General features: G+C 67.7%; 13 protein-coding genes. 3 read left to right on the forward strand and 10 right to left on the reverse strand.

Features of this window, described 5'->3' with window-relative positions; translation table 11 throughout:
* The first annotated feature begins 107 nt into the window (after positions 1–107).
* The 3 genes from BR47_RS0121195 to BR47_RS0121205 are packed head-to-tail and all read left to right on the forward strand — an operon-like array spanning position 108 to position 4,018.
* The gene (locus BR47_RS0121195) at positions 108–1,505 is read left to right on the forward strand and encodes an amino acid permease (protein WP_231506745.1); all 1,398 of its coding nucleotides are present in this window, start codon (positions 108–110) and stop codon (positions 1,503–1,505) included.
* Entirely contained in the window at positions 1,506–2,300 is a 795-nt protein-coding gene (locus BR47_RS0121200; RefSeq protein ID WP_029120717.1) for a carbon-nitrogen hydrolase family protein, read from the forward strand.
* The gene (locus BR47_RS0121205) at positions 2,297–4,018 is read left to right on the forward strand and encodes a flavin monoamine oxidase family protein (protein ID WP_020100559.1); all 1,722 of its coding nucleotides are present in this window, start codon (positions 2,297–2,299) and stop codon (positions 4,016–4,018) included. The genes BR47_RS0121200 and BR47_RS0121205 overlap by 4 nt, the downstream gene beginning before the upstream one ends.
* A 109-nt stretch (positions 4,019–4,127) precedes the next feature.
* Here the strand turns inward: BR47_RS0121205 and BR47_RS0121210 are convergent, their stop codons facing one another.
* The 10 genes from BR47_RS0121210 to BR47_RS0121255 all read right to left on the reverse strand — a co-directional run bounded on the left by BR47_RS0121210 (position 4,128) and on the right by BR47_RS0121255 (position 12,282).
* A complete protein-coding gene (locus tag BR47_RS0121210) occupies positions 4,128–4,322 on the reverse strand; it encodes a helix-turn-helix domain-containing protein (RefSeq protein ID WP_029105025.1) in 195 nt (64 codons plus the stop codon).
* A 96-nt stretch (positions 4,323–4,418) separates the two neighbouring features.
* Positions 4,419–6,044 (reverse strand): ABC-F family ATP-binding cassette domain-containing protein, encoded by a 1,626-nt coding sequence (locus BR47_RS0121215; protein ID WP_020100561.1) that lies wholly within the window; start codon positions 6,042–6,044, stop codon positions 4,419–4,421.
* Positions 6,045–6,084: 40 nt separating this feature from the next.
* Positions 6,085–6,915 (reverse strand): enoyl-CoA hydratase, encoded by an 831-nt coding sequence (locus BR47_RS0121220; protein ID WP_020100562.1) that lies wholly within the window; start codon positions 6,913–6,915, stop codon positions 6,085–6,087.
* Positions 6,916–6,962: 47 nt separating this feature from the next.
* On the reverse strand, positions 6,963–7,328 hold the full coding sequence (gene trxA / locus BR47_RS0121225) for a thioredoxin (protein WP_020100563.1): 366 nt from the start codon (positions 7,326–7,328) through the stop codon (positions 6,963–6,965).
* Positions 7,329–7,393: 65 nt separating this feature from the next.
* Positions 7,394–8,494 (reverse strand): NADH:flavin oxidoreductase, encoded by a 1,101-nt coding sequence (locus BR47_RS0121230; RefSeq protein WP_029120718.1) that lies wholly within the window; start codon positions 8,492–8,494, stop codon positions 7,394–7,396.
* 69 nt (positions 8,495–8,563) lie between these two features.
* The gene (locus BR47_RS0121235; RefSeq protein WP_029120719.1) at positions 8,564–9,247 is read right to left on the reverse strand and encodes a DUF8548 family protein; all 684 of its coding nucleotides are present in this window, start codon (positions 9,245–9,247) and stop codon (positions 8,564–8,566) included.
* Between the two features lie 149 nt (positions 9,248–9,396).
* Positions 9,397–9,885 (reverse strand): hypothetical protein, encoded by a 489-nt coding sequence (locus BR47_RS0121240; protein ID WP_141772255.1) that lies wholly within the window; start codon positions 9,883–9,885, stop codon positions 9,397–9,399.
* Between the two features lie 218 nt (positions 9,886–10,103).
* On the reverse strand, positions 10,104–10,481 hold the full coding sequence (locus tag BR47_RS0121245) for a metal-sulfur cluster assembly factor (RefSeq protein ID WP_020100567.1): 378 nt from the start codon (positions 10,479–10,481) through the stop codon (positions 10,104–10,106).
* On the reverse strand, positions 10,478–11,026 hold the full coding sequence (gene sufU / locus BR47_RS31070) for a Fe-S cluster assembly sulfur transfer protein SufU (protein ID WP_231506746.1): 549 nt from the start codon (positions 11,024–11,026) through the stop codon (positions 10,478–10,480). The genes BR47_RS0121245 and sufU overlap by 4 nt, the downstream gene beginning before the upstream one ends.
* Positions 11,023–12,282, reverse strand: coding sequence for a cysteine desulfurase (locus tag BR47_RS0121255; protein ID WP_029120722.1), 1,260 nt, complete (start codon positions 12,280–12,282; stop codon positions 11,023–11,025). The genes sufU and BR47_RS0121255 overlap by 4 nt, the downstream gene beginning before the upstream one ends.

The raw sequence follows: 12,282 nt of genomic DNA on the forward strand, positions 1-12,282 counted from the left end.
CGTACCGCACTCTGTTACGCGAGTCACAAATCTCGTGGCGCGCCCTCCTCCCCACGGAGCTCCCCTTGGCCATCACCGAGGCCCCTCGTCCGGGCATTCTGCGCGCCATGAGCGCACAAAAATCCGTCGACGACATCGTCGCCGCCAACGAAACCCCCGACGGCCCCCACCTCAAACGCTCGATGGGTTTCATCCATCTGACCGCCCTGTCCATCGGCGCGACGCTCGGCACCGGAATCTTCGTCATTCTCGGCGCCGCCGTCCCGAAAGCCGGTCCGGCAGTCCTGCTCTCGTTCATCCTCGCTGCCGTCACCGCGCTGTTCTCGGCGCTGTCGTACGCCGAACTGGCCGGCACCATCCCCGTCTCCGGCAGCTCCTACTCCTACGCCTACGCCACCCTCGGCGAGTTCTGGGCCTGGGTGTGCGGCTGGTGTCTGATGCTCGAATACGGCGTCTCGGTCGCCGCCGTCGCCGTCGGCTGGGGCGGCTACATCAACACACTGCTCCACCAGTTGTTCGGCATCGAACTTCCCGCCGCCATCACCGGCGCACCGGGCGAGGGCGGTGTCATCAACCTGCCGGCCATCGCGATCGTGGTCCTCGCCTCGATCCTGCTGCTCAGGGGCGCATCCGAGTCTGCCGCCGTCAACACCGCGATGGTGATCCTCAAGTGCATCGTGCTGGTGTTCTTCTGCGCCGTCGCCTTCACCGCGTTCAAGGCCGGCAACCTCACCCCGTTCATGCCGCTCGGCTTCCTCGGCGTCTCCGCCGCCGCGTCGCAGGTCTTCTTCTCCTACATCGGCTTCGACGCGGCCTCCACCGCGGGCAACGAGGCCAAGGACCCGAAGCGGGACCTGCCGCGCGCCATCATGGCCTCGCTGCTGATCGTCACTGTGCTGTACCTCGCGGTCGCGCTGGCGGCCCTCGGCGCGATGAGCTGGACCAAGTTCAGCGCCGACGAAGGCGCCACCCTGGCCGTCGCCCTCAGCGGCATCACCACCAGCAATGTGCCGGCCATCATCCTGTCGATCGGTGCCGTCATCGCGATCGCCAGCGTCGTCCTCGCCGTCCAGTACGGGCAGACCCGCATCCTGTACACCATGGCCGTTGACGGCCTGGTTCCCGGGCTGTTCGCCAAGATCAACCCGAGGACCTTCGTGCCGACCTGGAACATCGTCATCTGCGGTGTCGTCGTGTCGCTGTTGGCCGGCTTCGTCTCGCTGGGTGAGCTGGCCAACGCCACCTCGATCGGCTGCCTCTTCGCCTTCGCGCTCGTCAACATCGCCGTCATCATCCTGCGGCGCACGCGCCCCGATCTGCACCGCACGTTCCGGCTGCGGCTGTTCCCCGTCGCGCCGGTGCTGGGATTCCTGTTCTGCTGCTACCTGATGTGGGCGCTGCCCGTCGCGACGTGGATCGCGTTCGGCATCTGGGGTGCCCTCGGTCTGGCGATCTACTTCGGCTACAGCATCCGGAAGTCCAAGCTGCGAGTGGGCGCTGCGTAGATGATCACCGTCGGCATGTTCCAAGGTCCGCAGGAATCCGGGACCGTCGCCGAGAACCTCGCCGCCATCGCGGCGGCGGCCCAGCAGGCCGCCGCCGCCGGCTGCCAGATCGTCGTCACGCCCGAGATGTCGGCCACCGGCTACAACATCGGCAGCGAGATCGCGCAGCGCGCCGAACCCGCCGACGGCCCGATCTTCCAGGCAGTCAGCACGATTGCGCGCGAGGCCGGAATCGCCGTCGTCTACGGATATCCCGAGGCCACCGAGGGCAAGCCGTACAACAGCGTCCAGGTCGTCAGCCGGGACGGTGCGGCCCTGGCCAACTACCGCAAGACCCACCTGTACGGCTTCGACCGCGACTACTTCACCGCGGGTTCGCAGTGGGTCACGCAGTTCGAGCTCGACGGCGTCACCTGCGGACTGCTGATCTGCTACGACATCGAATTCCCCGAGAACGCCCGCGCCCACGCCGATGCCGGCACGCAATGGCTCGCAGTCCCCACCGGACTCATGGAGCCGTGGAGTTTCGTTGCGACGCACATCGTTCCGGCCCGCGCCTATGAGAGCCAGATGTTCGTGTCGTACGTCAACCGCACGGGGTTCGAGAACGGCCTCGAGTACTGCGGACTGAGCTGCACCATCGCGCCCGACACGACCGAACTGAGTCGCGGTGGCCGCACCGAGGAACTCCTCATCACCCACATCGATCCCGGCGCGGTGGCCGTGTCCCGCGCCGTCAACACACATCTCGGCGATCGCCGCCGAGATCTCTACCAGGAGAACCAGACCCGATGACCGTCCCTCAGCCCATCGAAGAGACGCAGCTGTCGGAGACCGGACCACGGTCGTCCGACAAGCCGATCACCATGTTCGGCCCCGACTTCCCGTTCGCCTACGACGACTACGTGTCCTCCGCCGACGGCCTCGGCGAGATCCCGGCCGACCGCCACGGCACCGAGGTCGCGATCGTCGGCGCCGGCTGCGCCGGCATCACCGCCGCCTACGAGCTCATGAAGATGGGCCTGAAACCCGTTGTCTATGAAGCCGATCAGATCGGCGGCCGCATGCGGTCCATCCCGTTCGAGCACGCCCCCGACGCGGTCGCCGAAATGGGGTCGATGCGGTTCCCGCCGACGTCCACGACGCTGTACCAGTACTTCGACAAGGTCGGCATCGAGACCGTCGAATTCCCGAACCCGCTGTCGGCCGCCGCCCCCAGCACCGTCGTCGACCTCAAAGGACAGACCTACTACGCCGAGAAACTCGCCGACCTGCCGCAGGCCTTCACCGACGTCGCCGACGCCTGGCGCCAGACGCTCGAGGACGGCGCCGACCTGCACGCGATCCAGAACGCCATCCGGGAGCGGGACACCCAGGCCCTGAAGTCGGCGTGGGGCAAGCTCGTTCGCGAACTCGACGACGAGACGTTCTGGGGCTTCCTGACCAAGTCGCATCACTTCAAGTCGTTCGAACTGCGCGAGATCTTCGGCAAGGTCGGCTTCGGCACGGGCGGCTGGGACACCGACTACCCGAGCTCGATGCTCGAAATCCTGCGCGTCGTGCTCACCGAGGCCGACGACAACCACCGCGGTGTGGTCGGTGGATCGCAGCAGCTGCCGCTGCGGTTGTGGAAGCGCGCCCCGCAGCGCCTCGCCCACTGGCCGGCCGGCACCTCGCTCGAATCGCTGCACGGCGGCCGCACCCGGGGCGCCGTCACCGACATCCGGCGCACCTACCCGAACCGCTACACCATCACCGACGCCGACGGGGAAACCCGCACCTACGACGCCGTCATCGTCACCGCCCAATCGTGGATGCTACTCAACAACATTCGCTGCGACGACGACCTGTTCCCGTCCAACGTATGGTCGGCCATCGAGCAGACGCACTACATGGGTTCGTCCAAGGTGTTCGTGTTGGTCGACCGCCCCTTCTGGAAGGACAAGGACGCGCAGGGCCGCGACGTCATGTCGATGACGCTGACCGACCGGATGAGCCGTGGCACCTATCTGCTCGACCAGGGGCTCGACGCCGACGGCAACGAGAAGCCCGGCGTCATCTGTCTGTCGTACACGTGGGAGGACGACTCCCGGAAGATCGTGCCGCTGAGCGCAACCGAGCGCATGGACCTGATGCTCAAGTCGCTGCAGGCGATCTACCCGAACGTCGACATCCGCAGCCACATCATCGAGACGCCCAAGACGGTGTCGTGGGAGACCGAGCGCAACTTCATGGGTGCGTTCAAGGCCAACCTGCCGGGCCACTACCGCTACCAGGAGCTGCTGTACACGCACTTCATGCAGCGCGATCTCGACCCACGGCATCGCGGCATCTACCTGGCGGGTGACGACATCTCGTGGACCGCGGGCTGGGCGGAGGGCGCGATCACCACGGCGCTCAACGCGGTATGGGCCGTGATGGATCAGTTCGGCGGGTCGACGTCGCCCACCAACCCCGGGCCGGGCGACGTCTTCGACATGATCGCCCCGGTCCGCCTGACCGACGAAATCTAGGACGCGTCAACGGGTTACGACCCGAGGAGCCGTCGTGCGCGTCCCCCGACCGCGCATGGCGGCTCCGCGACGGTCCGTTCGCGGCGAAAGCGGCTGGGCCGCAGGATGTTCAGGCGATCTTGCGGCTGCGGTGATTCGGGCCGCCGCGGCTGCGCATGACCGCGCCGGACTGCACCAGCATGCTGTGCACCGACCCATAGGATTTTCCGGACGTGGCCACCAATGACCTGATACTGGCGCCGCTCTCGTAGGCGTTACGCAGCTGGGTCATCATCTGGTCGCGAGATGCTTTGGATTGCCTCATCGCCGGTCCCCTGACTCTCCCCCGGCGGTATACCGGGCTGACGGGAATCAGCGTAAGAACAGCAGTCGCTCGGCGCGGGCGATTCGGTGAATCAGGTCAGGCCAATTCGATGAGATCGCGGTAGGTGTCCGACCAGAAGTCCTCGGTGGCGTCCGGCAGCAGCAGCACGCGCTGCGGATTGAGCGCCTCGGCCGCACCTGGGTCGTGCGTCACGAGCACCACCGAACCGGCATAGCTGCGCAGCGCGTCGAGCACCTGCTCGCGCGACGCCGGGTCCAGGTTGTTGGTCGGCTCGTCGAGCAGCAGCACGTTGGCGGTCGAGGCGACCAGGCCGGCCAAGGCCAGTCGGGTCTTCTCACCGCCGGACAGCGTGCCGGCGGGCTGATCCAGCTGCGGGCCGGTGAACATGAACGCGCCCAGCAGGCCGCGCAGATCCTGCTCCCCGGTGTCCGGGGCGGCGTGCCGGATGTTCTCCCACACCGTCGCGGCGTTGTCGAGGGTGTCGTGTTCCTGCGCGAAGTAACCGATCTTCAGGCCGTAGCCCGGTTCGATGCCGCCGGCGTCGGCGGTCTCCACGCCGGCCAGCAGGCGCAACAGCGTCGTCTTACCGGCACCGTTGAGGCCCAGCACGACGACGCGCGAACCCCGGTCGATCGCGAGGTCCACGCCGGTGAAGATCTCTAGCGAGCCGTAGGTCTTGGTGAGGCCCTTGACGATCAGCGGCGTCTTGCCGCACGGCGCCGGCGTCGGGAACTTGATCTTCGCGACCTTGTCGGCCACCCGCTCGGCATCGAGCTCGGCGATCATACGCTCGGCACGGCGCAACATGTTCTGCGCGGCAACAGCTTTGGTGGCCTTGGCGCCCATCTTGGCGGCCTGCGCCCGCAGTGCGCTGGCCTTCTTCTCGGCGTTCGCGCGCTCGCGGCGGCGGCGCTGCTCGTCGGTGGCGCGGGCGTCGAGGTACTTCTGCCAGCCCATGTTGTAGACGTCGGCCTCGCCGCGCACGGCATCGAGGAACCACACGCGGTTCACCACGTCGGCGAGGAGTTCGACGTCGTGGCTGATCACCACGAGGCCGCCGGTGTGGCTCTGCAGGAACGTCCGCAGCCAGCCGATGGAGTCGGCGTCGAGGTGGTTGGTCGGCTCGTCCAGCAGGAGCGTGGTGTTGGAGCCGGAGCCCTCGGATGCGGCGAACAGGATGCGGGCCAACTCGATACGGCGACGCTGGCCGCCGGACAGGGTGCGCAGCGGCTGCGTCAGCACCCGGTCGGGCAGACCCAGGCTGGCGCAGATGCGGCCGGCGTCGCTCTCGGCGGCGTAGCCGCCCAGGGCCGAAAACCGTTCCTCCAGAACGCCGTACCGCCGGACCGCCTTGTCGCGGGCGGCGTCGTCGACGACCTCGGCCATGATGGCCTGCTGCTTCTCCAGGTCGGCCAGCAGGGTGTCCAGGCCGCGGGCCGAGAGCACCCGGTCGCGGGCCAGGACGTCCAGGTCGCCTTCCTTCGGATCCTGCGGCAGGTAACCGACTTCGCCGATGCGCTCGACCGAGCCCGCGTAGGGCTGTCCTTCGCCGGCCAGGATGCGCAGCGTCGTGGTCTTGCCGGCTCCGTTGCGGCCGACCAGACCGATCCGGTCGCCCGGCTGGATGCGCAGCGCGGAACCCTCGAAGGCCAGCAGCGTGCGCGCTCCGGCGCGGACCTCCAGGTCCGTTGCGGTGATCACGCTGCTGCCTCCTTAGGGGTGCCGGGCTGTCCGGGCCGGCTTACTTGTCGTCTGTGAAGACCGCGGGTCGCTTTTCGGCGCGCGCGGCAACCGCCTCTTCGAAGTTGGCGGTGAGCAGTCGGATGAAGAGCTGACCCAGGCCTTCGGCCTGCATATGGCTCTCCAGACTACCGGCGTCCAGTCCACTCCAGAGAGTCCGCTTGGTCAATTCAATTCCCGGGCGGGAGAACGAGCCGATGCGCTCGGCCATGTCGAAGCAGGTTTGCAGGAGCTGATCGTCGGCGACGGTCCGCGACACCAGACCGATCCGCTCGGCCTCTGCCGAGTCGATGTCCCGGCCGGTGAGCATCACCTCGAACGCCCGCGACGTCCCGATGGCCCGCGGCAGCAGATAGGACAGGCCCAGTTCGCTGGCCGTCAGGCCGTTGTTGATGCCCGCGGCCCGGAAGTAGGCGCCCTCGGCGGCGACGCGGATGTCGCACGCCAGCGCGAGGCACAGGCCGCCGCCGATCGCCGCGCCGTTCACGGCCGCGATGACGGGTTGATGCAGCTTGCGCAGGGCGAGGATGACATCGTCGAGCACTTCCATGGAGCGCAGTGCGAACGTCGGCCGGGTCAGTCCCGCGACGTGCGGCACCGAGCCGGCCGACTTGTGGTCGGCGCCGGACGAGAATCCGCGGCCGGCCCCGGTGAGGACGACCGCGCGCACGTCGTTGTCGTTGGTGATCTCGTCCAGGGCCGCCTTGAGCGGGACCATGACGTCGAAGGCCATGGAGTTCATCCGCTCGGGGCGGTTGAGGGTGACCAGTGCGACGCCGGGGCGCGGACGGTCGACGAGTACCAGTGGGTTCTGTTCGCTCACGTCCTGCACGCTAGCGGGTGCGCAAAGTCACACCCGCCGGCAGTGCTCGGCCACTCTCAGGCGTCGGTGGCGTCGCCCTTTTCGGCCATCGCGGCGTCGATGTCGAATTCCTTGATCTGGCTGATGACCTCGTCGAGCTGGTTGGCCGCGAGCATGCCCGAGTGCCGGAAGACCAGCTGGCCCTTCTTGAAGGCCATCAGGGTCGGGATGGCCTGGATCTCGGCGGCGGAGGCCAGCGCCTGCTCGGCCTCGGTGTCGACCTTGGCGTGGAAGACGTCGGGGTGCTTCTCGGACGATGCGGTGAACGTCGGAGCGAACGCCCGGCACGGCCCGCACCATGACGCCCAGAAGTCCACCAGCACGATGTCGTTGTCGCTGATGATGCCGTTGAATTCGGCGGCGGTGATGTCCTTGGTGCTCACGCTTCTCCCAACATTGCGGTGTACCTGCTTGTTCCCAGTATGTGGTCGGCTCAATCCTGGTCTGGTCAGCTCAATCGCGCCAGCGCAGTGGCCGCGTCGTAGCCATTGAACCCGTCCAGGGTGCCGCTGCGCAGGCGGTTGACCCATCCGGGGTCGGCGAGCAGCGCCCGGCCGATCGCGACCATGTCGAACTCGCCCGCGTCGAACTGCTCCACCAGCTGATCCACCGGTCCCGGTTCGATGACCTGGCCGGGCTTCTCGGAGCGGAATGCGGTCTGCAGGCCGACCGAACCGACCGTGATGACGGGCGTCCCGGTGACCTTCTTGGTCCAGCCGGCCAGGGTCAGGGCGGGGTCGGCGTCGGGGAACGCCGGCACATAGTGCCGACGCGTCGAGGGATGCAGCGCGTCGACACCGGCATCCACCAATGGCGCCAGCAGTTCCTGCAGCTGCATCGGGTCGTCGACCAGCGTCGCGTTGTAGTCGGTGCCCTTCCACTGCGAGAAGCGGTAGATGATCGGGTAGTCCGGGCCGACCGCGGCACGCACCGCCGCCACCACCTCGGCGGGGAACCGGGTGCGGTTCTGGACCGAGCCGCCGTACTCGTCGGTGCGCAGATTCGTTCTGGTCCACAGGAATTGGTCGAGCAGGTAGCCATGGGCGCCGTGCAGTTCGACGGCGTCGAAGCCGACCTCCTTCGCATTGCGGGCGGCCTCGGCGTACCACTGCGCGACGGCGGGGAGCTCGTCGGCGTCCAGCGCCCGGCCGATCTGCTCACCGTGGCCGTTCACGCCCGACGGACTGACCGGCGCCACCCCGTCGCGGTCGCCGCGCTCGGCGCCCTGGTGCCACACCTGGGCGGCGATGGTCGCGCCGTGGCGGTGCACCGCGCTGGTGACGCTGCGCCAGCCGTCGAGCGCCTCGGCGCCCACGAGCGTCGGGATGTCCGGCGAGCCGGCTGCCGACGGGTCACCCACCCGCACGCCTTCGGTGATGATCAGGCCGACACCGCCGGCGGCCCGACGCGCGTAGTACTCCGCCACGTCGGGCCCCGGGACACCTCCGGGCGACGCCTGCCTGGTCATGGGAGCCATCGCGAACCGATTGGGCACGGTAAGGTTCCGCAGGGCCAGAGGGGCGAAGAGTGCAGATGCATCGACGGTCATGAGCCTATGCAACACCGTGCCGGCTCAACCGATTCCGCCGGCGCCCGGCCGGCGGTCAATTGTCGGCCCTCACGCCGACGACGGGAGCTCCTGCGCGCGGCGTGCTTCGAACCGCCAGATCGCCTGGTGCAACGCATCGGCGTGCCAGCCAGCCGCCGCCGCGACAGCGGCCAGGAGCCCCGCCGTGTCGGCGGCGTCGCCACCGACCTCACGCGCGACGTATCCCGCGACCGTCGGATCAGTACCAGGCAGTTCGGCCAGCATCAGCAGGAAGCGCCAGGTGAAGCCCGACCGTTGCCCGGGCACCGCGCACCACGCCCGCTTGGCCTCCCTCGCCAACTCGGGGTCCCCGGCGATCACCCGCAGGTCCTCGGTGGTGCGTATCCCCAGTGCGACGAAGGCCTGCGCCGTCTCGGTCAGCGCCACCGATCGCAGCGGTGCGTCCTTCCTCGTGGACGTCGGCCGGCGGTTGCCGATCTGGGCGGCCCACTGCTCGGGACCCCCGAGCGCTTCGACATTGGCGAGCAGTTCGGGTGCGCCGTCGGTGTCGGCGTCACCGCCCTGCCCGGCTCGGTAGCTGCGGTACCGCTCGACGATCGAGTCGACGGTGAGGTGCCGGGCGCCGGGTGCATAGATCGCGTCAATGATGCAGAGTGCCAACGAATCCGGATAGCCGACGGGCGTCGGCCAGCCGGCGGGGTCGCCGAGATCGCGTTCGCACGCGGCCCGCAGTCGTTCGATGCCAGCGTTCATGGTGATGCCTCCTGTCGCAGTGGACCGGTGTGGTCCTGTTGCGCTGGAAGCTAGAGAAAGGCTCCGACAAGAACGCGGCGAAATGGCGTCAGAATCGGGAGTTATCCACAGGCTCGGTCGATATTTTCGACTGTTCGGTCTGTACGCCATCATCGGCGGGCCGGCGTCGTCAGCCCGGCCCACTGCCGCAACAACCAGCGGTCGGCGGGCACCTGGGGATTCCAGTCGCCCCACTCCCAATCGAAGCCGCTGCCGACGACCCTCGCTCCGTAGAGTTGCCGGCGCACGCCTCTGGCGCCGATCAGATCGAGGACTTGCCTCACCTCATCCGACATCGCCAGGTTCACCGCTCGAATGACGATTCGATCAGCTTGCCTGCGAGCTTCCGCGATCTTGCGAAACAGCCCCCGCGCCTCGCAACCGAAGTACGTCTTGAACTCGACCAGCGTGCCGCTGACGATGGCATCGGCGGAGGCCGTGCCGTCCACTCGACTCACAGGCAACGCGATGACGTTGTGCCCTTCAGCGGCAAGCTGTTTCGCGATCACAATCTCGTTCTCATCGAACGCCTGCATCGATTCGTCGACCCAGCCGGTCGGCGCCCCAGACCAGTGCGAGGCCTCGATTTCGGTGAGCATCTGGGCAAGCTCTACAGCGTCAAGCCCAAAGTGGAGCCACTGCAGCACCGCTTGGTGATGCGGCCCATACCGCAGGGATTCACCCGAAGCCCGACAAGCGCACCAGATCGGACGATCGTCCGCACAGCCGACCATCCCGACTCCTTCCGTCTGATCAACGGAAGGACGTTACGGATGCGGTACGACAAAATTCGGCGGCGAATGCCGTCTCGAGAAAACTAGACCGTGAAGCCCAGTGCCCGAAGCTGTTCGCGACCGTCGTCGGTGATCTTGTCCGGACCCCACGGCGGGTTCCACACCCAGTTCAGCTTGAGGTCGCTGACGAGGCCCGCGCCCACCAGGGCGGTCCGGGACTGGTCCTCGATCACGTCGGTCAACGGACAGGCCGCCGACGTCAGCGTCATGTCCAGCTTCACGACGGTGCCTTCGTCGCCCTCTTCGAGGGTCATGCCGTAGACGAGACCGAGATCGACGACGTTGATGCCGAGCTCGGGGTCGACGACGTCGCGCATGGCCTCCTCGACGGCGTCGAGCAGTTCGGGGTCGTCGACCACATTGGCCGCCGCGGTGGTGGCTTCGGGTGTGCCTTCGGTCATCGCTTGTCCTCCGCAATTGCGCCGGCGGATGCCAGCGCCGTGTCCGATGCGCTCGCCAACGCGAGCGCCGTGTCCGATGCGCTCGCCAACGCGAGCGCCGTGTCTTTGGCGCTCGCCTCGGCGAGCGCGGCTTTGAACGCGGTCCAGCCCAGCAGCGCGCATTTCACCCGCGCCGGGTACTTGGCGACACCGGCGAACGCGATGCCGTCACCCAACACATCTTCGTCCCCCTCGACGTTGCCGCGGGAGGAAATCATCTCGGTGAACGCGCCGACGGTCTTGAGCGCCTCGTCGATGCTCTGACCGATCACCTGGTCGGTCAGCACCGACGTCGACGCCTGGCTGATCGAGCAGCCCTGGCCGTCGTACGAGATGTCGGCGATGGTCTCGCCGTCGTCGGACAGCGTGACCCGCAGCGTGACCTCGTCACCACAGGTCGGGTTGACGTGGTGCACCTGCGCGCCGAACGGCTCGCGCAGCCCGCGGTGGTGCGGGTGCTTGTAGTGGTCCAGGATCACTTCCTGGTACATCTGTTCCATTCTCATGCAAAGAACTCCACAGCGCGTTTGACGCCCGCGACCAACCGGTCCACTTCGTCGAGCGTGTTGTAGACGGCGAACGACGCGCGGGCCGTCGCGGCGATCCCGAACCGCCGGTGCAGCGGCGCCGCGCAGTGGTGCCCGACCCGGACCGCGATGCCCTCGTCATCCAGAATCTGGCCGACGTCGTGGGCGTGCACACCGTCGAGCACAAAACTCACCGGGGAACCGCGGTGCTCGGTGGTGGTCGGCCCGATGATCCGCACCTGCGGAATCTGGGTCAGCCCGTCGAGCGTGGCGGCCACCAACTCGGCTTCGTGCGCCTCGACGGCAGCCATGCCGATGGCATCGAGATACCGTGCGGCAGCGGCCAATCCGACGACCTGGGACGTCATCGGGGTGCCGGCCTCGAACCGCTGCGGCGCCGGCGCATACGTCGCCTGCTCCATGGTGACGGTCTCGATCATGGAGCCGCCGGTGAGGAACGGCGGCAGCGCGTTCAGCAGATCGCGGCGCCCGTACAGCACACCGATTCCGGTGGGCCCCAACATCTTGTGACCCGAGAACGCCGCGAAGTCGACGTCGAGGGCGTGGAAGTCGATGGGCTGGTGCGGCACCGACTGGCACGCGTCCAGCACGGTCAGCGCACCGACAGCCTTGGCTCGCGACACCAGTTCCGCGACCGGCGCGATGGCGCCCGTGACGTTCGAATGATGGGTGAAGGCAACCACTTTCACCCGGTCATCGAGCTGCAGCGAATCCAGGTCGATGCGGCCAGCCTGATCGCCTGAGTCGGTCACTCCGAACCACTTCAGTTCGGCGCCGGTCCGGCGGGCCAGCTCCTGCCACGGGATCAGGTTGGCGTGATGCTCCAGCTCCGTGGTGACGATGACGTCGCCCGGGCCGACCACGCGGTCGAACCGGCTGTCCCCCACCGCATACGACACCAGGTTCAGTGCCTCGGTGGCGTTCTTGGTGAAGACCAGCTCGTCGTCGTCGGCACCGACGAACGCCGCGATGTCCGCACGGCCCTGCTCGTAGGCGTCGGTCGACTCCTCCATCAGCTGGTGCGCACCACGGTGCACCGCGCCGTTGGAGGTGGTCAGGAACGCCCGCTCGGCGTCGAGCACCTGCAGCGGCTTCTGCGACGTGGCCCCGGAATCCAGGTACGCCAACTGATTCCCGCCACGCATGACGCGGCTGAGAATCGGGAAGTCCGCCCTGATCCGCGTCAGGTCAAGGTCAACCGACGACGCGGTCAT

Origin of the sequence: Mycobacterium sp. UNC410CL29Cvi84 (assembly GCF_000686745.1) — a bacterium.
Classification (GTDB): domain Bacteria; phylum Actinomycetota; class Actinomycetes; order Mycobacteriales; family Mycobacteriaceae; genus Mycobacterium; species Mycobacterium mucogenicum_B.